At 47.1% G+C, this 23419-nt stretch carries 19 protein-coding genes; 9 read left to right on the forward strand and 10 right to left on the reverse strand.

What is annotated here, in order from left to right; genetic code table 11:
- Positions 1-160: 160 nt before the first annotated feature.
- The 3 genes from clpP (at position 161) to CVV44_03145 (ending at position 4784) form a co-directional block, all read left to right on the forward strand.
- Positions 161-742 (forward strand): ATP-dependent Clp endopeptidase, proteolytic subunit ClpP, encoded by a 582-nt coding sequence (gene clpP, locus CVV44_03135; GenBank protein ID PKL40609.1) that lies wholly within the window; start codon positions 161-163, stop codon positions 740-742.
- A gap of 14 nt (positions 743-756) precedes the next feature.
- Positions 757-2013, forward strand: coding sequence for an ATP-dependent Clp protease ATP-binding subunit ClpX (locus CVV44_03140; GenBank protein PKL40610.1), 1257 nt, complete (start codon positions 757-759; stop codon positions 2011-2013).
- Between the two features lie 323 nt (positions 2014-2336).
- Complete coding sequence (locus CVV44_03145; protein ID PKL40611.1) at positions 2337-4784, forward strand: endopeptidase La; 2448 nt, start codon at positions 2337-2339, stop codon at positions 4782-4784.
- Between the two features lie 60 nt (positions 4785-4844).
- Here CVV44_03145 and CVV44_03150 read toward each other — a convergent pair whose 3' ends face one another.
- The 7 genes from CVV44_03150 to CVV44_03180 form a co-directional block, all read right to left on the reverse strand.
- Positions 4845-5600, reverse strand: coding sequence for a hypothetical protein (locus CVV44_03150; protein ID PKL40612.1), 756 nt, complete (start codon positions 5598-5600; stop codon positions 4845-4847).
- A 1-nt stretch (position 5601) separates the two neighbouring features.
- A complete protein-coding gene (gene ptsP / locus CVV44_03155; protein PKL40613.1) occupies positions 5602-7383 on the reverse strand; it encodes a phosphoenolpyruvate--protein phosphotransferase in 1782 nt (593 codons plus the stop codon).
- A gap of 66 nt (positions 7384-7449) precedes the next feature.
- Positions 7450-8493, reverse strand: a complete 1044-nt coding sequence (locus CVV44_03160; GenBank protein ID PKL40614.1) for an N-acetyl-gamma-glutamyl-phosphate reductase — start codon at positions 8491-8493, stop codon at positions 7450-7452.
- 250 nt (positions 8494-8743) lie between these two features.
- Positions 8744-9304 carry a chalcone isomerase gene (locus CVV44_03165; protein PKL40615.1) on the reverse strand — a complete coding sequence of 187 codons (561 nt, stop codon included), beginning with the start codon at positions 9302-9304 and terminating at the stop codon, positions 8744-8746.
- A 96-nt stretch (positions 9305-9400) separates the two neighbouring features.
- Complete coding sequence (locus tag CVV44_03170) at positions 9401-10195, reverse strand: hypothetical protein (GenBank protein PKL40616.1); 795 nt, start codon at positions 10193-10195, stop codon at positions 9401-9403.
- A 162-nt stretch (positions 10196-10357) separates the two neighbouring features.
- A complete protein-coding gene (locus CVV44_03175; protein PKL40617.1) occupies positions 10358-11002 on the reverse strand; it encodes a hypothetical protein in 645 nt (214 codons plus the stop codon).
- Position 11003: 1 nt separating this feature from the next.
- Positions 11004-12251 carry a hypothetical protein gene (locus CVV44_03180; GenBank protein ID PKL40618.1) on the reverse strand — a complete coding sequence of 416 codons (1248 nt, stop codon included), beginning with the start codon at positions 12249-12251 and terminating at the stop codon, positions 11004-11006.
- 315 nt (positions 12252-12566) lie between these two features.
- Here CVV44_03180 and CVV44_03185 point away from each other — a divergent pair, with 315 nt between their 5' ends.
- From CVV44_03185 to CVV44_03195, 3 genes are read left to right on the forward strand one after another with little or no spacing between them, the layout of a single operon-like run.
- Entirely contained in the window at positions 12567-13115 is a 549-nt protein-coding gene (locus CVV44_03185) for a hypothetical protein (protein ID PKL40619.1), read from the forward strand.
- On the forward strand, positions 13112-14179 hold the full coding sequence (locus CVV44_03190; protein PKL40620.1) for an ATP--guanido phosphotransferase: 1068 nt from the start codon (positions 13112-13114) through the stop codon (positions 14177-14179). The genes CVV44_03185 and CVV44_03190 overlap by 4 nt, the downstream gene beginning before the upstream one ends.
- Positions 14172-16670 (forward strand): ATP-dependent Clp protease ATP-binding protein ClpC, encoded by a 2499-nt coding sequence (locus tag CVV44_03195; GenBank protein PKL40621.1) that lies wholly within the window; start codon positions 14172-14174, stop codon positions 16668-16670. Before CVV44_03190 ends, CVV44_03195 begins: the two co-directional genes overlap by 8 nt.
- A gap of 4 nt (positions 16671-16674) precedes the next feature.
- On the opposite strand, the gene CVV44_03200 is transcribed toward CVV44_03195, so the two are convergent.
- The gene (locus CVV44_03200; protein ID PKL40622.1) at positions 16675-17124 is read right to left on the reverse strand and encodes a hypothetical protein; all 450 of its coding nucleotides are present in this window, start codon (positions 17122-17124) and stop codon (positions 16675-16677) included.
- Positions 17125-17378: 254 nt separating this feature from the next.
- Here CVV44_03200 and CVV44_03205 point away from each other — a divergent pair, with 254 nt between their 5' ends.
- From CVV44_03205 to CVV44_03215, 3 genes are read left to right on the forward strand one after another with little or no spacing between them, the layout of a single operon-like run.
- Entirely contained in the window at positions 17379-17963 is a 585-nt protein-coding gene (locus CVV44_03205) for an XRE family transcriptional regulator (GenBank protein PKL40623.1), read from the forward strand.
- An 18-nt stretch (positions 17964-17981) separates the two neighbouring features.
- On the forward strand, positions 17982-19268 hold the full coding sequence (locus tag CVV44_03210) for a 3-isopropylmalate dehydratase (GenBank protein PKL40624.1): 1287 nt from the start codon (positions 17982-17984) through the stop codon (positions 19266-19268).
- A 13-nt stretch (positions 19269-19281) separates the two neighbouring features.
- Complete coding sequence (locus CVV44_03215) at positions 19282-19806, forward strand: 3-isopropylmalate dehydratase small subunit (GenBank protein PKL40625.1); 525 nt, start codon at positions 19282-19284, stop codon at positions 19804-19806.
- Here CVV44_03215 and CVV44_03220 read toward each other — a convergent pair.
- Positions 19803-21923, reverse strand: coding sequence for a hypothetical protein (locus CVV44_03220; protein PKL40626.1), 2121 nt, complete (start codon positions 21921-21923; stop codon positions 19803-19805). The two genes, CVV44_03215 and CVV44_03220, sit on opposite strands and share 4 nt — an antisense overlap.
- Positions 21895-23121, reverse strand: a complete 1227-nt coding sequence (locus CVV44_03225; protein ID PKL40627.1) for a cAMP-binding protein — start codon at positions 23119-23121, stop codon at positions 21895-21897. The genes CVV44_03220 and CVV44_03225 overlap by 29 nt, the downstream gene beginning before the upstream one ends.
- Between the last annotated feature and the right edge of the window lie 298 nt (positions 23122-23419).

Consider the following 23419-nt stretch of genomic DNA (forward strand, 5'->3'; position numbering starts at 1 on the left):
TTTAATGATACTATTTATTTTCACAGAGTAACTTCTTTAAAAATATTTGTTCTATCAGGACAATGTGGGAAATTAATGGTTTTTACGGAAAAATGAATTCCTCTATTCCCTGGTATGTGCCGAATTAATGTATAGACAATGAATAAGTGAGGTTCTTTTTATGAGTTTGGTACCAATAGTAATTGAGCAAACGAGTCGTGGCGAGAGGTCCTATGACATCTATTCACGTCTTCTGAAGGATAGAATTATTTTTCTTGGTGAACAGATCAATGATCATATTTCGAGTCTGATAATAGCCCAGATGCTTTTTCTTGAGGCCGATGATCCGGACAAGGACATCTATCTTTACATCAACTCACCGGGTGGCGTAGTCACTTCAGGACTTGCCATATATGACACCATGCAGTATATTAAACCCGATGTGGCCACCATCTGCATAGGCCAGGCCGCCTCAATGGGGTCCCTGCTGCTCAATGCCGGTGCCGCGGGAAAACGTTCAGCGCTCCCCAACTCCCGGATAATGATTCATCAGCCCATGGGCGGATTTGAAGGGCAGGCTTCGGATATTGAAATACATGCCCAGGAAATAATAAAAGTTAAAAAGCGGTTGAACGGTATTTATTCCAAGCATACGGGTAAACCGCTGGAAAAAGTAGAAAAGGATATGGATCGTGATTATTTCATGTCAGCTCAGGATGCCGTAGAATATGGGATCATTGACAAGGTTATAGAAAGAAAATAAGTCCAGGAGTTAGCATGGCTTCTAAAAAGAAAGATATGAAACCAAAATTATTTTGTTCATTTTGCGGCAAAAGTCAGGAAGTGGTTAAAAAGCTCGTAGCCGGTCCTGATGTTTATATATGCGATGAATGCATCGAGCTGTGCAATGAAATTGTGGCAGAAGAAAGGGACAGCACCTTTGAAAGCAATTTCAGCAATCTGCCCAAGCCCCGTGAAATAAAAGATATTCTCGATCAGTATGTGATTGGCCAGGAAGAATCCAAAAAGGTATTATCCGTGGCCGTTTACAACCATTATAAAAGAATTTTCAGCAATACAAATCTGAAAAAGAATGATGTGGAACTGGAAAAGAGCAATATCCTTCTTGCCGGTCCTACCGGTTCAGGGAAGACACTTCTGGCCCAGACCCTGGCCAGGATACTCCAGGTTCCCTTTGCCATTGTTGATGCCACGTCGCTTACTGAAGCGGGATATGTGGGAGAGGATGTGGAGAATATTCTTCTCAGGCTTATTCAGAATGCCGATGGTGATCTGAAAAAAGCCGAAATAGGAATAATCTATATTGATGAGATCGATAAAATTTCGCGCAAGAGCGATAATCCTTCAATAACCAGGGACGTATCGGGCGAAGGTGTTCAGCAGGCGCTCCTGAAGATCATAGAGGGAACAATCGCTAATGTTCCGCCCCAGGGAGGACGGAAGCATCCCCACCAGGAATTTATATCCATCGATACGAAGAACATACTTTTCATTGTGGGCGGTGCCTTTGTCGGTCTTGATAAAATCGTCCAGCAGCGGATCGGTAACAAGACTTTGGGATTCGGCGCTGAAATAAAATCTAAAAAAGAAATTAATGAATGCAATATACTGAGGCAGGTTAATCCCGAGGATATGATAAAGTACGGTCTTATCCCGGAATTTGTCGGACGTCTGCCTATTGTGGCCGTCCTGGATGAACTGGATAAAGAGGCGCTGGTGCGGATACTCATGGAGCCGAAAAACGCCCTGATCAAACAGTACAATAAAATATTCTCATTTGAAGAAGTTGAACTGGTTTTCCGCAAGGACGCCATTGAAGAAATTGCAACTATTGCCATGAGCAGGGAATCGGGAGCGAGAGGACTGCGGGCTGTACTGGAAAAGATAATGCTGGATCTCATGTATGATATTCCTTCCAAGGATAATATTGAAAAAATTATAATTGCCCGGAACATGGTCCGGGGTACGGAGCAGGCCGAGATTATCTACAGGGAAGAAGAAAAATCGGCATAACTGGACTCAATTGCCGATTTGATGGGATCGTAAGGATTGAACAATTCAAAACGATAAATGATTTAACGCAGAACCGGGCTATCTTCCGATTACCTCAGAAGGAAATTTTTTATTTACATTTTAAAAAATCTTCAATATAATTAATGCAATGGTTATAGACTATTACATTAATTAACGGGGAAAGCGCTCTCATCCCGCATCGGCATGTCTATGAAGGGCAGGGGAGTCAGTGAACCGGTTATAAGGCTATGGGCTCCTTGCACGGCCGGATTTTTTGGTCTGCATCCTGGGCCCTGTAAGGTGAATGCTCAAAGAGGAGAATAATGAAAAAAAATATAGATTTTACAAAACGATATCCACTGCTTCCACTCAGGGATGTAGTGGTGTTTCCCCACATGATCGTGCCGCTTTTTGTCGGCCGGGAAAAATCGGTGAACGCTCTTGACAAGGCCATGAAAGGCGATCGTCTCATTGTACTAGCCACGCAGATGGATGCACAGATAAGTGTTCCCGAAAGAAAAAACCTCTATGACGTCGGCACTATTGCGGAAATACTCCAGCTTTTAAAGCTTCCTGATGGAACCATCAAGGTCCTGGTGGAAGGTGTTGCCCGTGGATATCTCTCGGAATTCGATGCTGAAGATGAAGTGTTAGAGGTTCAGGTTAAGGAAATAGAGCGTAATATTGAAGCCGGTCCCGACGCCCAGGCGTTGAGAAAAGCGCTTGTTGACGTATTTGAAAAATACATAAAACTGAATAAGAAAGTCCCCAAGGAAGCACTCACAACGGCGTCAAGCATCGAAGATATTTCTCAGCTGGCCGATGTCATCGCCTCCCATGTGGAAATGAGAATAGAGTTTAAACAGGCTGTTCTGGATATCGGCAACGCAGCCGAGCGCATCACCAAACTTATTGAACTTATCAATGGCGAAATAGAGGTGATGTATATTGAGAAAAAGATACAGGGTCAGGTTCGCAAACAGATGGAGAAGACCCAGAAGGAATACTATCTCAATGAACAGATGAAGGTTATCAAGCGGGAACTCGGCAGCGGCGATGATGAGGTCGATGAAATCACCGAGCTTAAAAATTCCATTGAAGAAGCTAAAATGAGCACCGAGGCTAAGGCCAAGGCTCTGCAGGAATTAAAGAGACTGGAGAAGATGCCCCCCATGTCGGCCGAGTCCGCTGTCGTGCGCACTTACATTGAATGGCTAAGGGATGTACCGTGGCATAAACGCACACGGGACAGGAAGGATATTGAGCAGTCCATGGAGATACTCAATGAAGACCATTACGGCCTCGAAGAGGTGAAGGAACGGATTGTTGAATATCTCGCCGTAAGCCAGCTGTCCAAGAAACTCAAAGGCCCCATCCTGTGTTTCGTGGGCCCTCCCGGTGTGGGAAAAACCTCGCTTGGGAAGAGTGTGGCCCGCGCTCTCGGCAGGAAATTTATAAGAATGTCCCTGGGAGGAGTTCGTGATGAGGCCGAGATCCGGGGTCACCGGAGAACCTATGTGGGTGCTCTTCCCGGCAGGGTCATACAAATGATGAAGAAGGCGGGGACGGTAAATCCTGTTATCCTCCTCGACGAGATAGATAAAATGTCCATGGATTTCCGGGGAGATCCGTCATCGGCGCTCCTGGAGGTACTGGATCCCGAGCAGAATTTTGCCTTCATAGACCATTACATGGAGGTCACCTATGACCTCACAGACGTAATGTTCATTACCACGGCCAATGCTCAGCACAAGATTCCGGCGCCGCTTCAGGATAGGATGGAAATAATTGAGATATCGAGTTATACGGAGCCCGAGAAGCTTCGCATAGCAATGGAATTTCTCCTCAAAAAGCAGATAGAGGAAAACGGTATCAGGCAGGAAAACCTGGAATTCGGCGAAGAATCAATACTGTATACCATCCGTCATTATACACGTGAAGCCGGTGTAAGAAGCCTGGAGCGCGTTATTGCCAAGATATGCCGAAAGGTAGCCCGAGAGGTGGTTGCAAACGACATCAACTTTAAAAAAGTCATAACGCAGCAGGTGCTTCAGGAATACCTTGGTCCCATCAAGTTCAAGTACATGGTAAAGGAACTGAAAAATGAGGTCGGCCTGGCAAATGGTCTGGCATGGACTGAAGTCGGCGGGGATATTCTCAACATTGAAGCGTCACTGGTGAGGGGGAAAGGGAAGCTTACCCTGACGGGGAAACTGGGAGAAGTCATGCAGGAATCGGCACAGGCCGCATTCACCTATGTCCGTTCAAATCACCAGTTTTTTAATGTCGAGGATGAAGTGCTCCAGGAGCATGATGTCCATCTCCATGTTCCCGAGGGGGCCATTCCCAAAGATGGTCCGTCGGCCGGAATTACCATGGGCGTCGTCCTGTCGTCCCTGTTGAGCAACATACCCATCCGATGTGATGTGGCCATGACGGGCGAGATAACGCTCCGGGGAAAAGTGCTTCCCATCGGCGGACTGAAAGAGAAAATTCTGGCAGCTCACCGTGGGCATATTAAACATGTCATTATCCCCAAGGATAATGAAAAGGACCTGGAAAAGATTCCGGTATACGTGAGGGAACAGATGATTTTTCACCCCGTCAGCACCATGGAGGAGGTACTGTTCCTCGCCCTGGAAAAACCGGAAAAATTCTTCAAAGATGTGGAAAAGACAAAGCGTCTGTATAAGCAGTGGAAAGATACGCTGGGTGACTGGATCGTTGACGTGAGCAGCATCGCTTTCGATGAAAGCACGATACAGATGTGACCTGAAATATATTCTATGTGTAAAGAGGATGTCCCCGGGGCATCCTCTTCTGTTTTGGCGCTATTCCTTTTTTAATAAAAGCAGCATCTTATTGGACATCTGCTGGAACGGTTCCTTTAGTGTGCCGGCGTATATGTTGCGTATGGTAAATCCGTTATCCATGATGAAGGGCCTGATTTCCTCCAGTTTGAACGCGCGCATGACGTGCTGGTCGGTTATGACCCGGCTCTGTCCGCCGTTGTGGAGTGAATACCGGTAGTTGACCTCGAACAGTGTTCTTCCATGCGGATCGTTAAGCATGCGGAAGCCCCTCTCCCTGTCGATACGCGTTCCTTCATACGCGGTCGTTGATACACGCGATATGTCCTTGTGATTGATCTGAAGCAGCGGTTCCGAATTCCATATTTCAAGCAGTGCCGTGCCTTCGTCTTTCAGGGCGCGCCAGATGTTCCAGAAGGCCTTATCAACGATTTCATCGGAAAGAAGGTAATTCATGGACCCGAAAAGTGATGTCACCATGTCGAAGTCGTTGTAAAAGTCAAAATCAGCGATGTCCCCCTTGACGAATATTATTTGTTGAGGGAACCTTCTTCGCGCGATGCTAAGCATGTCGTCACTGTTGTCCAGGCCGTAACAATTGATGCCGTATTTGCTCAGAATAGACAGGTGCTCCCCGGTGCCGCATCCCAGGTCGAGTAATCGAGTATCCTTGCGATCCGGCAGGAGGGAGCGGATCAGATTGATATCGTTGTTGATGTCCCGATGGTTGGCTTCAATGGCGAAATAATAATAGGCCAGTTCGTGGTAGAGTTTCATGCTAGAGTAAGTTCTCTTTAAATTTATCCCTGAAGCGTTCTCTTACTTCATCCTCTATTTCAGCGGTTTCCCTGATGTCAAAAAGCCTGTTGACCATGTCTTCACATTCCTTGATGCTTACTGACCGGATTATCCGTTTTACCTGGAACATGTAGGTGGGACTCATGGAGAAGTGCCTGAACCCGAGCCCGAGGAGGACCATGGTGTACTGGGGCTCGCCGGCCATTTCACCGCAGATGGAAAGCGGAATATTCTTCGCATTGGCCACATTGACTATCTGCTTCAGAAAGCGAAGTACGGCAAGATTGAGCGGGTTGTACAGATATGCTATCTTTTCACTTATGCGATCCACGGCAAGTATATACTGTACGAGATCATTGGTGCCCACGGAGAAGAAGTCGACATACTCGGCAAGGACGTCGGCGTTGATGACGGCCGATGGAACTTCTACCATGATTCCCACGGGAATGTTCTCATCGAAGGGAATGCCTTCTTCCCGGAGGTCCTGCATTATTTCCCTGGTGAGAGATTCGGCGCGGTGAAATTCTTCAACGGTGGAAATCATGGGAAACATCATCTTGACATTGCCGTAATGGCTGGCGCGAAGAATGGCCCTTAACTGGATACGGAAGAGATTTTCGTGTTCGAGACTGAATCGGATCGCCCGGCATCCCAGGAAGGGGTTACGTTCCTTGTGTGGCTGCGTATAGGCATATATTTTGTCTCCTCCCACGTCGAGCGTCCGAATGGTTACCGGGAGGGGATTGAAAAATTCCACAACCTTCCGGTATTCAATAAACTGCCGTTCTTCATCGGGGAGAGATTTATCGAGAAAGAGGAATTCGGATCTGAAAAGTCCTATCCCCTGTGCGCCGTGATCGAGAATTATTTTCATCTCTTCGGGGATTTCAATATTACCATAGATAAAAATATCTTCCTTGTCCAGGGTCTGAGCAGCAAGGTTTGTAAGCTTTGCCAGCTCCTGTTCCATTTTCCGGAAATCCCGCTGGGACCGGGTGAATTGTTCTACCTCTTTTTTTGTGGGATTGACGATGATACTGCCGTGTATGGCGTCGACGATAACCGTGTCCCCTGTTTTAACCAGCGATGTGGCATTGAGGGTTCCCACGATGGCGGGGATTTCCATGGCCCGGGCCATGATTGCCGTATGAGAGGTTCTTCCTCCCTTGTTAGTGACAAAGGCAAGTATGTATTCCTTGTTCATTAAGGCCGTTTCCGATGGGGTCAGGTCCGGTGCAAATACGATGACTTCTTCATGAATGTCAGAAAGGGATGTGCTTTGATTTTTCTGAAGATTCGATATGAGGCGTTTGTTGATGTCGGAGATGTCAATAATTCTTTCCCGGATGTATTCATCCTCTATGGAATCCAGGCTCTGGATTAACTCGAGGATGATATCATTGATGACCCACTCGGCGTTTTTCTTTTCTTTTTTGATTATCTCCCTGGCTCTTTCATCGATCTTGGGGTCCTCGAGAACCATGAGGTGGCTGGTGAAAATATCGGACATTTCATTGGAAAGGCTCTGGGCTATCTGCTGCTGAATCTGGGAAATATCATGCTTGGTTTTTTCCAGGGCATTTTCATATCGCTTCAGTTCCCTGTCTATTTCATCATCGCGTAGCATATATTTGGGAATAAAAACCTTGTGCCCGTGTATGACATAGGCCTTACCCATTCTGATTCCCGGTGAAGCTACTTTACCGCTGGTGATTGTTATTGACATTATGTTATTTTTCTGGATTTTTTTGCTTTTATACATCACGCGCGTCTGGATACGATGAAATTCAATCCTTACGATACAGTATGTACGTTGTCAAGATTTAAATTAAGGATAAAAGGCCGGGTTATTGATGCCCAGCGTTTCTTCAAATCCCATTATCAAATTGGCATTTTGAACGGCATTTCCCGATTGTCCTTTAATAAGGTTGTCAATTACCGCTGTGATCAAAAGTTTTCCCGTTCTTTTGTCAACCATGGTCCTGATTTCGCACCTGTTAGAACCCCGAACATCAGCCGTATTGGGAGAACGGTCCGTAATAAGAATAAAGGGCTCATTGTGATAATAATCCCGATAGAGTTTCTGGACTTTATCAGTAGTATAGCCTTCCCGTATGTCTGCATATATGGTCACCAGGATGCCCCGGTTCAGGGGAACAATCTGAGGAACAAAGAGTATCTTTTTTTCCGATTTCCCGTTGAGGTTTATGATGTTTTCCACCTCTACCAGATGCTGGTGTTTCCCCTCCCGGTATGTGTTGACATTTTCATGTCTCTGGGGATACAGATTGGCCTCGCCCGAATTTTTCCCGGCTCCGGAAACGCCGGTCTTACCGTCACAGATGATGGTGTCTGACACAATAATGCCTTCTTCTGCAGCGGGCAGAAGGGCCAGTATCATGTTAATGGCGAAACACCCGGGATTACCCACTACCGTGGCGTTTCGTATTTCGTCACGGAATTTTTCGGGAAGCCCGTAGACCGTTTCCTTCAATATATCCGGGGCCAGGTGCGTGTCCTCCATCCCCTTGTTTCGCGCATAAATGCCATAGTCGGCGGTATTGTTGAACCTGAAGTCGCCGCTGAAATCGATAACCGGAATGCTTCTTTTATGGAAGTCGTTTATAATAGTCATGCCTGCCCGGTCCGGGGTGGAGAAAAAAACCAGGTCTGTATCGTAATCGGTTTTTTCCGGTGAATCGACTATGATGTCACAGTATCCCTTGAGATGAGGGAAGACGTCGCTGACGGGGATGCCCGTATCCTTTCGGGCTACGAGTTGTTTGATATTGAATTCCGGATGTCTCAGCAGTATCTCGATGAGGCCCAGTCCGCCGAACCCTGTTGCGCCGATTATTGTGACATTCTTCATGACGTCCTCCGCAACGATTATGTATCAAAAAGATGAAAGAAAACTTATCTACTATGGCATGCTGATTTGTAAAGATATTTTTTAATCATTACGGTGTTCTCTCCTGATTTATGTATACGGGCTGTACGGACATGGGAAAGGGGGTAAAATACGGGTAAGCAGATTATCTTTCGGTTTTGGTCCTGGCGTGAGTGCATCACAGTCTTTACGTGGTGCCTGACATCATCAGCGATGATGTCAGGCACGATTTTTATAAGCCCAGCATGGCTTTTTTCATGTCTGCCTGGGGAGGTTTCGCACCTATCCAGATGCCGAAAAGAGCTTTTTTCATGTCCAGGCCCTTCGTCGTGCTTTTGTATGCACCGTTTTTATAAACCTTGATTCCCTCACCGGGTATATATATGATGTCATATACATCATTTACTTTAATACCGCTATTGAACACAGCGATGAATTGATCGATACGCGTGCGCAGCGGGGCCGTATTGCCGTTCGTTGATTTTACGAATCCCTCATTGGTCGCTTTTGCCATTCGCTCCCCGTTTATGATGCTCGACGTTATGTGAAGCCTGACTGCCATCGCCTCATCGGCATTGAGAATGGCCTGGGCGTTGCTGTTTTTGGCTTTGAGATAGAGGCCGCTTACATAGACATCGACAAAGAATTTATTCCTTATTCCGGCACCGTTGAGCACCAGTGTTTCCTTTTCAGCCTTCAATGTGTCCGGCATATTGATGCCGCCAATGGGTCTTGCGTAGATGGCGGTAGCGGTGAGAATGGAAATAAGAAAAATAATGGCCGGTTTTTTCATAGGGTCTCTCCTTGAGTTTTGTGTTTTTGATGATGTTAAATACTGATTGAGGAATCTATCGCCCGTTGAAGGTGATGTCAATGAAAAAAAAGAAGTCTACATTTCACGGTACAACGATCTGTTTATGCCGAAATCATCATCGCATGTGCTGGCGTTGTCGCCTAAAGATACCGTTATGAGATAGTGAGGAGTTCCTTTATCCGTTTTTTCCCCCCGGGCGATGTCCATGGCTGTGCCGTGGTATTCCAGGTCGAGCCCGTAAAAGTACCGGTGGCAGAGCTGATAGGAAAAAGGAAAGGACCCCTTGTATAACGATGTTGTTTTTTCTCCCAGGGCCAGGGCCAGCTCAGTCTGTATGCACGCGGCATGGGTTACGGGCATCCAGTTGTTCCAGGTATGAGTTGCGTTGCCCACAATATATTCCGGCGATGTGGCGAAAGCCATTCCGGCAATGGCGTCATAGTCGCAGAGAAGGACCTGTGAGTGGGGAGCGCTTGTGTTTAAACGACGGATCGCGTCTTTTTTAATGTCGGAAAAAGTGTTCTTTCCGGGATCTTTTACATGGATGTCGAGAAAGGCTGCACCGGTGACTTCATCTCTGTCATGGAAGGATATATGCAGGATAAAGGCCATGGAGCTGAATATCTTTTCCGGGGGGTCTGCCGTACAGTAGGCCTTCCATTTTGTAAAAAGGGAACCTCCCGGGACATGGATTGTTCGTTCGTTGAAAAGGCTGCACAGCTTTTCCGACAGTGATGCACTCATCAGGTCCGCGTCCCACACTGCCGAAAACTGTTTCCGCACGATTTCCATTATTCCCGTTTCCAACTGAAAAACGGCGCTTTTTAGATTGCTGCCATCGTGGTTTTTAATCTTTCGTATCACATCCATGCGAATATCCTCGGAGAGATTTTACTCATGATGATATATATGAATGATACAAAGATAATTCGTTTTGTCAAGCATATCACCTGTTTTTCGGTAAACCGGGAAGTAATTAAAAAATAACAGCAGCTATGCTGTTTCCCGGTTCCAGTTACAGGCCGTGGGAAGCTACTTTAATGCATGGATGATCCAGTGGGATATGATGCTTCCCGTATCACCCATGAGGCTTCTCTCGCTTATGCCGTATTCAAGTTCATTGAAGAGAGTAAAGTGACGTTTTAATTCATCCTCGGAGTAAAAAGATACGATGGTCCCCTGAAGATCCGGCAGGTCAGTCTGCCACATGTTGTTCCCCAGGTGGGAGCCTCTTTTCAGGTATGTGTCCCTGTCGGAACGGAGAGTGGCGAAGAGCCGGCCTCCGGGCTTGAGGATGCGGTATATTTCCTGCGTCATATGGGAAAGTTCTTCCTTGTAGTTATAATGCAGGGAACCCCAGGCTACTACGATGTCGAGAGAGTTGTTTTTGAGGGGGATTTGCCTGTTGTCGCCGTGAATAAGATATTCAATTCCCAGCTCTTCAGTCAAACGGAGCGCGTTGTCGCTTACATCCATTCCCATGACGATGCCGGTGCCCAGTTCCGCGAGGAGTCGGCAATGACGGCCGCTTCCGCATCCCATATCCAGGGCTGCCAGTGATTGGGGATCGTCCTGCGTGTTTAAATATCGCCGTAGCATGCGCACCAGGTTTTCATCGGGATAGGTTAGGCGTGATTTATCCTTTGTATAATGTGATTGCCAGGATTTTTTTTTCATGTTATTTTTTTATCCGGATCTGCATACTTTCCGATGCCTGCTCCGCCGCCGCAAGAGCAGTCTCTGGATTTTTATCCCGGGTAATTATCACACCGAGCCTGTCCAGATTTGTTTCGGGCCTGTTAACCTCGGCCCCGATTTCCTTGAATATTCTTGAGAAAATGACATTTCTCATTTTTTTTGGTCCATCGGGATTGAAGGAGAGAAGTGTCCCACTGGTTCCTGTAATATATTTTACCACAACGGCATTTCGTGCTTTTTTCCTGAGGGGAGGTTTGAAGCCCGTATCGGTATTGGCTTTTATCGCTTCCCCGATGAAGTTATAACCGGTCCTGGCGGGGATAACCACATCGGTGAGAAACTCTCCGCCGAATTCCGGCACTGCCTCTATAAGGCATGGCCTGCCGTCGTCATCCAGGACGAATTCCATTATGAGGGGTGAATTGGCGATGTTGAAGGCATCGGCCACGGACTGTCCTATACCAGCTATCTCATCGAAAAGATGATAGTATCGCGACGGGGACATATGCATAATGTCGACGAAATGGGGAAGCTCCGTTGTCTCCTTGTCCGTTATATCGACGAGATGGAATCTCCGCTTGTGGACGATTCCGGCGGCGATTATCTCATCGCCATTAATGAATTTTTCAAAAAGAACTTTCTCCTTTTCCTGAGTTTCAGGCCAGTGTTTCTTCAGGTCTGCCGCATTTTTGAGGAAGTGGATCCCTACTTTTGCGTGGCCGATTACCGGTTTTTTAATAATGGGGAATTTCTTTTTTTCTATTTTCTCGATACGGTTTTTTGAAGGAAGGGCGAAGATTTCCGGTGTGCGTATGTTGTTTTGCAGGAACAGGTCCTTCATAAGTTTTTTATTGATGAAATATTCGCTTCGTGACAGCGGCATGTAAGGAACATTGAATCTTTCGGCAAGAAAGGCCGTGGAGCGAATGGCTATACCATATGATTTTGTCATTACACCGGCTATTCTGCCGTCGAAGAGCGTTTCAATGAGTTTTTTGTATATATCCTCATGGTTTTCAATGGATTCCTGTATTTTTAAATCGCAATGCATGAATCCCGGAGCAAGGGGATTGGTATCGACACCTATGACATGAAAACCGTGTTTTTTTGCCTCACGGATTAACGGAATTTGGTTAAGTCCGGCTCCAATTGATACGAAAAAATTAATATAGGGGTTGTGTTTTTTGTTCCAGAACATATTTACATTTCGCGTATATGATGCTATCATGTGCTATTGAAGCCGTCTGGCAATATCGTTCAGAATGTACCGGCGATCGACATATAACAAGTGTAAATCTATACAGACTCTTTCATTTGTCGTCAACTAGTTTATTGAAAATTGAATATATTAAATTTTCAATAACGATATGATTGAAGATTGATGAATTAAAGTTGCATTTTCACGGCTTCAAATAATTGTTTACATCTGTTTTATTATATAGTATATTATGTCTGTGAAAAACCGTGATCATGACGAAATAGGCTGGTTTTTTACCGATATTTGAAGGTTTTTGAAGATAATTGCGTTTTTTTAATCAAATATATGGACTATATTACTATGCTTTGTGAACGATGTAAAAAGATCGAGGCAACCATTCATCTGACGGAAATCATAAAAGATGTAAAGTCAGAAGTACATCTATGCGAGTCCTGCGCCCGTGATATAGGATTGAATTCCAAGCTGTCCAATTTTTCTCTCTCCGTACCGGAAATGCTGTCCTTTCTCGAGGTCAATGATGTGACGGATATGGATGAAGGAAACCGCTGCATGACCTGCGGAATGACCTTTGTCCAGTATACAAGACAGGGTAAGGTTGGATGCGCCGATTGTTATACCCAGCTTGATAATTCCCTCAATTCGGTCATACGAAGCTATCATGGGGATAAAAAGCATATTGGTAAAATACCCGCCCATGTCAGTGTGAATCATGAACCCGTGAGGCAGGAAAAAGTCGTAGTGAAAAGACAATCCTTTCAGGAACTCCAGACCAGGCTGCAGAATGCAGTGATGGAGGAGCGGTTTGAGGAAGCGGCGCTGCTCAGGGACCGCATAAGGGAAGAAACAGAACGGGAAGCTCATAAGGGGATATAACAGTGCTGGAAGAAAAAAAACTGCTGCCGCGGGGATTCTGGACCGGAGCGGGTCCCTATAATGACATTGTCCTGTCAAGCAGGGTGCGCTTTGCCAGGAATATCCGTTCCGTACCATTCCCCAATCGTTTTGACGAGAGTGAAGCCCAGATCGTAAAGGCCCTGGGGGAAAAATTTATCAGGGATTCTTTATTTCAGCAGTCCGTTCTCATGGATCTTTCGGGCATGGACAAGCACAGGAAAAGACTCCTGCGGGAGAGAAATATCATAACGATGGAAATGGAGCTTGCCGAAAACAGCGCCGTCATCATAAATGAAAAAGACGACTTTTCCATAATGCTCAACGAGGAAGACCACATTAGGATACAGGTCATACGTCCCGGCCTGCAGATACGGGAAGCCTATGAGATGGCAGACCGGATTGACGATGAACTCAACAGGTTTGTGCCCTATGCCCATTCTCCCGAATATGGATACCTGACGGCATGCCCGTCCAACCTGGGAACGGGCATGAAGGTATCGGTACTGCTCCATCTGCCTGTTCTTACCATGAAAAAGAATCTTTCCCTGCTCACGGGACAGCTTCAGAATCCCGGAGTCGTGATAGCCGGGACAGCCGGGGAAGGCATAAGGACCTATGGCGCCATATACCAGCTTTCCAACAGGGTATCACTGGGAATCTCCGAGGTGGATATTATCGAGATAATGGACGGCGTTATCAGCCGCATAATCGATCTCGAGGATTCGGCTCGCGATGAATATGTTTCACAGTCGCGTCTTGAGCTGGAGGACCGCATCTGGCGTTCCTTCGGGATATTACAATACTCGAAGCGTATCAGCTATGCCGAGGCCATAGAGCATCTCTCCAATGTGCGGCTGGGAATAATCCTGGCCATCGTGAAGAATGTCGATATAGTGCAGATCAACAGCCTGATGGTTACCATCCAGTGGGCCCATCTTCAGGAAATGTTCAAAAGAACTTTCAACAGCACGCTGGAGAGCGATGAAGCAAGAAGCAATTATCTGCGAATGAATTTTTCAGCCATGGAGTGCGGTAATGTTTGAATTCACAAAACGATCGAGAAAAGTCCTTGAGGAAATGGCTCAATCCGAGGGACGAAGGCTCAATTCCGATTCACTCGGCCCGGAACATATTTTTATAGCCCTTCTCAACGATGAAGACTCCGTTGCTGCCCGCATCATGAAAAATCTTGGCATAAATTTTGAGCGTTTAAAAAAAGAGATTGAACAGGCCATCCGGCAAACGGGTACCACGATAATTCTTGGAAAAATTCCCATCAGTCCGCGATATAAAAGAATCATCGAGCTCTCCAAGGAGGAAGCGAGAAAATTAAAAAATTCCTATATCGGGACCGAGCACCTGCTGCTTTCGATTTTCCGCGACGGTACATCGGCTGGTCTTGACAGTCTTATAAAGGCCGGGATCGATTACAATGTGATACGGAACGAGATTCTCAGGGTGCTGGGTGTAAAGGTGGGGACAGAAAAAGTCGGCAAGCCCAAGACCGTCACCAAGCCGCCGGCACTGGAGGAGTTCGCCCAGGACCTGACCAAGCTTGCCTCGGAGAATATGCTTGATCCCGTTATCGGCCGTAATGAGGAAACAAACCGCGTCATACGGATTCTGTCGCGGAAAAGAAAGAACAATCCGATCCTCATCGGCGAGGCCGGTGTGGGGAAGACGGCCATTGTCGAAGGCCTGGCTCAGCGGATTGTAGCCAAACAGGTTCCGGAGCAGCTCCAGGCCTGCCGGGTCATGTCTCTTGATATGGCCGCCATCGTGGCGGGAACGAAATACCGAGGAGAATTTGAAGATCGGCTTAAACGGGTCGTTGAGGAGATACGGGAACTGAAGAATGTTATTATATTTATTGATGAAATACATACCATTATCGGCGCAGGCGCTGCCGAAGGTGCTATTGATGCGGCCAATATACTGAAACCCGCCCTGGCCAGGGGTGAACTCCAGTGCATTGGTGCCACTACGCTGAATGAATACCGTCTGCATGTGGAAAAGGACGCAGCCCTGGTGCGGCGGTTCCAGGCCGTCATGGTCGACGAGCCCACCATTGATGAGTCCCTGACCATTCTCCGCGGACTGAAACTCCGGTACGAGGAACACCACAAGGTTCAGTACCGGCAGGAGGCCCTTGAGGAAGCTGTGCATCTTTCATCGCGCTATATCAATGACCGGTACCTGCCTGACAAGGCAATCGACATAATCGATGAGGCGGGCGCCATGGCCAGGCTGGAGAACTATGAACGGCCCGGGGACATCACATCTCTTGAAAATGAAATAGAGGAGCTGAACAGGAAAAAGAACGAACTGGTCCTGATCCAGGAGTATGAACAGGCCGCAGCTGTCAGGGACCTTATTATTGTCAAGAAGGAACAGCTTAACCACAAGCTGGAAGACTGGAACGAGAAACGAAATGATTATGCCATCATAGTTGATCTGGATAAAATCGCCGCCGTTGTGGCCGAGAGTACGGGAATTCCCATAGAAAACCTGGAGGAGTCGGAAACGGAAAAGCTCATCCGCATGGAGAGCGAGCTTCACCACCGGATCGTGGGACAGGACCAGGCTATATCGGTCATATCCAAGGCATTGAGAAGGTCCCGCGTGGGACTGACCGACGACGACCGTCCCCTGGGTTCTTTCATATTCCTGGGGCCCACGGGTGTAGGAAAAACGGAGCTTGCCAAGGCCCTGGCGGAATTTCTTTTTGATGATGGGAAGAATCTCATACGGCTCGATATGTCGGAATACATGGAAAAGCATTCCGTGGCAAGGCTCATAGGCTCACCCCCGGGATATATCGGCTATGACGATGGGGGACAGCTGTCGGAAAAAGTCCGCCGAAAACCCTATTCAATCGTTCTTTTTGATGAAATTGAAAAGGCTCATCCCGATATTTTCAATATACTGCTGCAGATTCTCGATGAAGGAGAGCTTACCGACAGCGCCGGGACGACCGTGAGTTTCAGGGATACTATCATTATCATGACTTCGAACCTGGGGAACAGGGAGTACCAGAAGATGTCACGACTGGGATTTTCCAGCGCCGAGATCCAGGCCGTCGACAATAATGACAAGGTGGAAGAGGAGCTTAAAAAACTTTTTAGTCCCGAGTTTATCAACCGTGTCGATGAAATCGTATTTTTTCATAAACTGGAAAAGAAGCACATTAAAATCATTGTGGATTTAATGCTCAATGAAGTGAAGTTTGCACTGGGAAAAAGAAAAATCGAAATTGAATTCGCTCCAGGTGTAAAGAAGCACCTGATTGACATGGGATTCAGTGAAAATTATGGTGCCCGGAATCTCAGGAGGACCATCCGGCGTGAAGTAGAAGACAATCTGGCCCTGCAGATGTTGAAAGGACAGTTTGACGGGTGCAGCAGACTCCGTGTCGTTATGAAGGGGGGGAATGTCTCCTTTAAATTACTGGAAAAGAACTACTCCCGGGATGAAAACCTGTCCGGGAGGGATGATGAGTCTGCCGATACCCCTGTAGTGGAAATGAAAAAGTAGCGGCTTATATATATTTTGTTTTTTCCTTTTTCAATATATCGCGGTGATTGAACTCTTCTTCAGCCAGTTGGGAAATATCCTCAGATATGGAATGGTAAAAATCACCCAGCTCCTTGTAATGATTTGACAGAATGATATACATTTTTCCCACCAGTTCCTCGGCCCGGGCCAGGACATCAAAGGCTTCTGAAGCCCGTTTAGCCTCGGCAATTTCCCGGGTCAGTGAATCCTGAATCTGTTTGCTCACATGAAGATAAAAGGAATTGTCTAAGTGGGGTTTTGCGTGTTTTTCGCGCATGGTTTCAACTGTTTCCGCATGTCCGCGGGAGTGGGAGTTCATGAAATCGAAAACGGAATGACTCTCCCTGAAACGAGCCGTAGATTTGAGGCGGATGTAGTGGTCAGCCAGATCTTTTTCCAGTTGAGCGATAAAATCAAATACGTTCATTTCCATTGGGATTCCTCTCTTTCGGGCCGTTTAATAAAGTCCCCTGTTCTGGTATTTTATTATAATGCATGAAATAATGCCGGTCAAGTATGTAAATGTGTGGAAGGGAAATATCATTGTATGGTGGTATGCTCTTTATTTTGTTGTTAATGAAAAACCTGATTATTAGAGTGCCCATAATAGAAAAAAGAGAAAAATACTTGACGATATTGGCATGAATTTGTAGATTATTAACAAATACTTAAGATGCTTAAATATATATGAAGAATGATGCAAAATACAATTTTGGTGATATTCTGCGTTCCGTGAGGGAACGACGCGGTGTCACCCTGAAAAGCGTGGCAGAAAAGGCAGGCGTGAGCGAAAGCCTGGTTTCCCAGATAGAACGAAACCGCGTTTCGCCCTCTATCGATACTCTTCTTACCCTGACGGATATACTGGAGATTGACCTGGATTATCTTTTCCGTTTCCGGAAGCAGAACAAGGTCGTGGACCTGGTGAGGAAATCGGAACGCAGCAGTATTACAACGCCGCAGGTCACATACAGCCGGCTTTCCGTATTGCCGGACCAGTCCGAGGAGCACTCCATAGAGGCTTTTCTCATGGATGTCAATACCGGCGCGGAAAAGGGGAGCCAGGAATATGGACACGTCGGCAAGGAGTTCGGCTATATCCTGGAAGGGCAGGGTCAGCTGCTCTATGGAACTGAAACATATGAATTGGGCGAGGGGGATAGTATTGCTTTTGCGTCGGATATCCCTCACATTCTGAAAAATACGGGAGATACGATTCTCCGGGCCCTCTGGGTCATAACACCGCCGAGAAAATTATTTGTTGAAAAATAGATATTAAGAGGTTCTGGCATGGGAAAAACAATTGCTGAAAAAATTTTTGATGCTCATCGCGTTGAAATGCTGGGGGAGGATATCCATGTTCTGAAACTGGACGCGGTATTCGCTCATGAGATAACGACACCTATCGCCATAAATGACCTGGCGGCGCGTGGCAAGGACCGGGTTTTTGACCCTTCGAAAATCAAGGCCGTCATCGATCATGTGACTCCCGCTAAGGACAGCAAAACCGCTGAACAGGGGAAGGTGCTTCGTGAATGGGCCCGGAGAAACAATATCAGGGATTTCTATGATATCGGCCGCAACGGTGTATGCCACGCCCTGTTTCCGGAAAAGGGCTTTGTCCGTCCGGGATACACTATCATCATGGGCGACTCTCATACCTGTACACATGGCGCTTTCGGGGCCTTTGCAGCCGGCGTGGGAACGACTGATCTCGAAGTGGGCATACTCAAGGGAGTGTGTACGTTCAAGACGCCGAAAACCATGAAGGTGCATATCACGGGAAAACTTAAAACCGGCGTGTATGCCAAGGATGTTATCCTTTCAATCATCGGGAAGATCGGAGTGAACGGCGCCACGAACCGGGTCATCGAATTTACCGGCCCCGTAATTGATTCCATGACCATGGAGTCACGCATGACCATTTGCAACATGGCCATCGAGGCCGGAGGGACCAGCGGTGTGTGCATGCCCGACATGGTCACCGTGGATTACCTGTGGCCTTTCATTAAAAATGATTTTAAAAGCAAAGAGGCGGCTCTGGAGGAATACTCACAGTGGATTTCCGACACCGATGCTTTGTATGAAGAAGTCATAGAGCATGATGTTTCCGGCCTGGAGCCCATGGTGACCTTCGGATACAAGCCCGACAACGTGAAGCCCGTGAAGGAAATGGAGGGCTCGCACGTGGACCAGGTGTATATCGGTTCATGCACCAACGGGCGTATCGAGGACCTGCGTGAGGCCGCAAAGGTCCTGAAGGACAAAAAGATCGCCTCCCATGTGCGCGGCATAGTATCTCCTGCCACACCTGATATTTTCAGCAGGGCCCTGGATGAAGGGATCATCAGGATATTCATGGATGCCGGTTTCGTGGTTACCAATCCTACCTGCGGTGCCTGTCTCGGTATGAGCAATGGCGTACTCGCTGCGGGAGAAGTGGCGGCATCCACAACGAACAGAAATTTTAATGGAAGGATGGGTAAGGGCGGAATGGTTCATCTCATGAGCCCCGCCACTGCCGCGGCCACGGCCATTGCCGGTCATATTACCAATTCAGAATTATACAGGGGTTGAGGAGGTCTCATCAATGAAAACATTCAGTGGAAAAATACTTTTCCTGGACAGGTCCGATATAAATACCGACGAAATCATACCGGCAAAATATCTCACGGAGATTGATAAAGAAGCTTTGAAGCCCTTTCTGCTGGAAGATCTGAAGGTCGAGGGTTTTAGGCCCGATCGCGATATTCAGGGCAGAAGTGTCATCGTGACCAGGGCAAATTTCGGATGCGGTTCTTCACGGGAGCACGCTCCCTGGGCCCTGGAGGTCAACGGCATCAACCTGGTCATCGGGGAAAGTTATGCCAGGATATTCCGTCAGAACATGTATAACTGCGGCATGATGGCAGTGGAGCTTCCCGGCGCTACTATTGACCGGCTCTTCAGCAAATTTGCAGGACAGGACGCGGAAGTGGAAACGGATTTTGAGAGGGGAAGATTTATCTTCCGGGCCGCAGGCAAAGAGGAAGTCGTTCCCTTTGAGCTTTCAGAATTTGACCGATCCCTTGTCACGGCTGGGGGTTGGCTCGGCTACGCCGATTCGAGGTACTAGTTCGATCGTTTTATATTTTTTCCTTCGGTGATATTGCCCTGGGCAATAAAAGGAATGATGTACCATTGTCCTCTTTTGTTGCCCCGGAGTCCGAGAGCCACGGCAGGAAGGTCCTGGATAAAATGGTCGGTAAATTCCAGGTTGATGTCCAGGCGGGTCGTATCCAGCTTGTCATTTATTGGTCCCTGTATTTTCAGCCTGATATCCTCGGAATTGAATATAAATGACCTGATGATGTAATTATTCCGGTCGAAAGAAATGTTCCCGTAAATTTTATTAAATTCCAGGTCCTTCAATTTATATTTCAGTTCCGCCAGCAGCAGGCCCAGGCCGTTCTGTATTCCCGTATTTACAATCTTTCCCCGATCAATGGAAAACTCGATATTACCGTTCATGGTACTGAGAATATCCGGGGCGATGAGAAAGGCAAGCTGACCCTTTCCGTCGGCGATTCCGAAAAAGCGGTTCTGAAAGCTGCTGCTCAGCGTCGCTATGTTCTGGATCTTCAGTGCGTTAAATCCGAACATAAAGGATGCCTGGGGAAACTCTCCGTTGAGCTGGATATCTCCATTGCCGGAGACCGTGCCTTCCATAAAATTTGCCGTGAATCGTTCAAAGACTATCTGGTTTCCTGTTATACGGTAATTGACCTGGGGTTTATTTACAACGATCTTACCGCGTTGAATGGAGTTGAGGTTGATCACTCCCGAAACGGTAATGGGTATCTTCATGCCCAGGGAAGATGTTGTGGCTGTTGCCGCCGGAGATTCTGCGGGCTTGGTCTCGCCGGGCTCCTCGAGGCGGAAGTCGCCGCCGTTAATATTCAGGAAGATTCGTTCCATGCTTGTTTCAGTCGATGCAATGGAAACGGTACACGGGTTCCCCATGATGGTAACGGGAATCCCCTGTTTCTTGAACATATTTCCCGTAATGACGAGCTCCGTGTTTACACCCGATATCAGCTTCCGTCCGGGATCATATCCAACATCATTGAGTGACAGATTCCCGCTGAAAACACCGGCGTCATAGGAAAGATTGCCGCTGACTTTTCCGAATAATTTATTGGGGAACCCGGGGATAATCGGTTTTACATTGTTCAGGGCAGCATCAATATTTCGGGCATCAAAATTTTTCAGGCTGCCGTCGAAGGTAAACAGGAGAGAATGAAGAAGAAACGTAGATGTGTCGATTTTACCTTTTATGTTTGATAGAAATACCGTCCTGTTTTTTACGCTGACGCGGCAAAAGCCGTCGGCAAAAACCATATTTTTCGAATTAATCAGTGTCGATGATGCCTTGGCATTTCCCTCGATATCCACATCATTTTTATCCGTGATGATGATACGGAGATTTTTAACATCGCCGTTGGCTATGTGATAGGGCTGGGGCTGCGGTTTTGAGGACCACTGGTATACCCAAAGAAGGGATGTCTTTTCAAGACCCACGTCGCCGGAGATAATAACCTTGCCGCCTTCAGTAGCAATGGCTATATCGGGGAAAACCATCCCCCTTTCTTCCGGCAGTGTTATCTTGCAGTGGTTAACGGCAATGATTCCCTTCTGCGACAGATCTATAGTACCGTCAATACGAAATGTACCGGCCAGGGGCTTATAGACCTTCTGTGGATTTATCACACTGATCAGGGCGTTGGAAAGACGGATTGTGTTTATTTTTGTGCTGATAGAGGATTCTTTTTTCCCCCCCTGTTTCAGATCTTCGACGAGTGTCTGCAGGTTGGTCTTGTTTTCTTCATTAAAAACGATGTTCAGGCTGAGGTCCTGCAGGTAGATGTCATTGATGTTGAGTTTTTTATGGAGGAGATCGTAAAGGGAAAAACCAAGGCTGGCCTCAGCGGCCTTTACCAGGACCGGGGCCGATGAATCAGTTCCGTCATAGAGCGTTATTCCCCTGAGGATAATTCCCCTGAAACCGTAATGAAAACCGTCAATGGAAATCCGCCTTTTCAGGGAGCTCTCTATCTGGTTCACCACCATATCCCTGACTTTTTCTTCGGGGTAAAGGTAGAGAAAAGCGGCCGATGCGGCTCCTACGATTACAACGAAAACGGCGAGAGATATGATAAAATTTTTAATAATTTTTGCTTTTACTGGCTTCACGCTTTCTTTCCAGTGCGGCCTGCTTCTTGAAAAAATGCACGGTTTTTTCCAGTTCCTGAAGGTCAGTGCAGAATATCTTGCCTTGCTCGAGCTTCATGTGCTTGTCTTCCAGGACCTGGACCATGATGACATCGCCCTTGTCGGGAGGGAGACCTACCATGTTGATAAGCTCTTTTGATCCGAACTCGAAGTTGTGGGCTTTTTTTGCTTCGATAGGTATTTTCTGTTTTTCTATCTGGATCAGGAGCGTGTCGTAGATGCGTCCAACATCGCTCTTGATCATGAGGTTTTCGAGCTGGCGATAAGCGGTCCATATCCGCTCACTGAGGAGCTGGATGAGACGGGTTGCCAGTTGGGGCTGCTGCTGAACCATATTCTCGAAGTTCTGCTTATTGATGGCGAGCACGGTCACGTCGCCGAAGGTGATGGCCGAGGCGCTGCGCGGTTTATTGTCCAGGAGGGCCATCTCGCCGAAGATATCGCCCGGTTTGAGTACGGCCAGGAGCACTTCCTCGTCGACTATCTTGGTAATTTTTACTTTTCCCGACTGGATGATGAAGAGTTCCTCGCCCGGTTCGTATTCGCTGAATATCATGGTATTGTCTTTGTAGATCCTGTTCATCTGGCCCGTTAACGGCTGATCGCTGATCTTGAGGGGTGCCTTCATGGTCTGGAGACGCTGGATGGCGGCATTGGCGTTCTCCCCTCGGGGACAGTACTGGAGATAGCGCTGAAAGGCGTATATGGCATGTTTCGGGGAACGCTTTTTAAGATAATAATCGCCGATGTTGAAAAGATGGGTTGGATCTTCGGTTATGGCGTTCTTGAAGGTCAGGTTGGTTATGGCATGGTCGAAATCCCGCAGTTTTCTGCTGAAAAACCTGATTATTTTCATGGCAACGGCGGGGTTTTTCTGGATAAGCAGGCCGAACAGCTCGCGTTCAACGGATATGAGCGAGACATTTTCCAGGGCGATGGCTGTGTCAAGGCGGGCGTGTCCGCTCATACACGATATGACGCCGAAGAAATCACCGGGGCCCAGGATGGCATAGGGTTCTTCGGCCATAACCGGGTTTTCTTTGGCTACCTTCACGCGCCCGCTTCTGATTATGTAGAAATTATGAGCATTTTTCTTGCCTTCGATCATAACGAATGAATTGGCAAGATAATTCTCTGTTTTAAACTGCATATCCGCCATGGAGCCTCTTGGTTCACAATTCAGAAATTAAGGAATACACTATCATTAAATTCGGCACAATACCAGTATATTTCCATGATTTTATCAACACCATATTGCATAAATTGCTTGATAACACTGAAACGGCCGGGATAGCTTTCAGGCCCCCCGGCGTATTATCCTGATTTATTGATATATCAACAGTCACCACCCCATAGGAGGTGATGAACAATCGTATAATGTAAAAGCCCCCCCGAGGGGCGAAATAGTAATTTACAACATAGTGAACATAACGGGCGTGACAATATTAGTCAATCAT

It is taken from the genome of Spirochaetae bacterium HGW-Spirochaetae-1 (assembly GCA_002839375.1).
Lineage (GTDB): Bacteria > Spirochaetota > UBA4802 > UBA4802 > UBA5550 > PGXY01.

What these genes read in the sequence shown, in the direction of transcription:
- CVV44_03140 (PKL40610.1), top strand. Translation starts at nt 757, where the DNA reads ATGGCTTCTAAAAAGAAAGATATGAAACCAAAATTATTTTGTTCATTT.
- CVV44_03210 (PKL40624.1), top strand. Translation starts at nt 17,982, where the DNA reads ATGGGAAAAACAATTGCTGAAAAAATTTTTGATGCTCATCGCGTTGAA.
- CVV44_03150 (PKL40612.1), bottom strand. Translation starts at nt 5,600, where the DNA reads ATGAAACTCTACCACGAACTGGCCTATTATTATTTCGCCATTGAAGCC.
- CVV44_03165 (PKL40615.1), bottom strand. Translation starts at nt 9,304, where the DNA reads ATGAAAAAACCGGCCATTATTTTTCTTATTTCCATTCTCACCGCTACC.
- CVV44_03170 (PKL40616.1), bottom strand. Translation starts at nt 10,195, where the DNA reads ATGGATGTGATACGAAAGATTAAAAACCACGATGGCAGCAATCTAAAA.
- CVV44_03185 (PKL40619.1), top strand. Translation starts at nt 12,567, where the DNA reads ATGGACTATATTACTATGCTTTGTGAACGATGTAAAAAGATCGAGGCA.
- ptsP (PKL40613.1), bottom strand. Translation starts at nt 7,383, where the DNA reads ATGTATAAAAGCAAAAAAATCCAGAAAAATAACATAATGTCAATAACA.
- CVV44_03215 (PKL40625.1), top strand. Translation starts at nt 19,282, where the DNA reads ATGAAAACATTCAGTGGAAAAATACTTTTCCTGGACAGGTCCGATATA.
- clpP (PKL40609.1), top strand. Translation starts at nt 161, where the DNA reads ATGAGTTTGGTACCAATAGTAATTGAGCAAACGAGTCGTGGCGAGAGG.
- CVV44_03175 (PKL40617.1), bottom strand. Translation starts at nt 11,002, where the DNA reads ATGAAAAAAAAATCCTGGCAATCACATTATACAAAGGATAAATCACGC.
- CVV44_03195 (PKL40621.1), top strand. Translation starts at nt 14,172, where the DNA reads ATGTTTGAATTCACAAAACGATCGAGAAAAGTCCTTGAGGAAATGGCT.
- CVV44_03145 (PKL40611.1), top strand. Translation starts at nt 2,337, where the DNA reads ATGAAAAAAAATATAGATTTTACAAAACGATATCCACTGCTTCCACTC.
- CVV44_03160 (PKL40614.1), bottom strand. Translation starts at nt 8,493, where the DNA reads ATGAAGAATGTCACAATAATCGGCGCAACAGGGTTCGGCGGACTGGGC.
- CVV44_03205 (PKL40623.1), top strand. Translation starts at nt 17,379, where the DNA reads ATGAAGAATGATGCAAAATACAATTTTGGTGATATTCTGCGTTCCGTG.
- CVV44_03180 (PKL40618.1), bottom strand. Translation starts at nt 12,251, where the DNA reads ATGATAGCATCATATACGCGAAATGTAAATATGTTCTGGAACAAAAAA.
- CVV44_03200 (PKL40622.1), bottom strand. Translation starts at nt 17,124, where the DNA reads ATGGAAATGAACGTATTTGATTTTATCGCTCAACTGGAAAAAGATCTG.
- CVV44_03225 (PKL40627.1), bottom strand. Translation starts at nt 23,121, where the DNA reads ATGGCGGATATGCAGTTTAAAACAGAGAATTATCTTGCCAATTCATTC.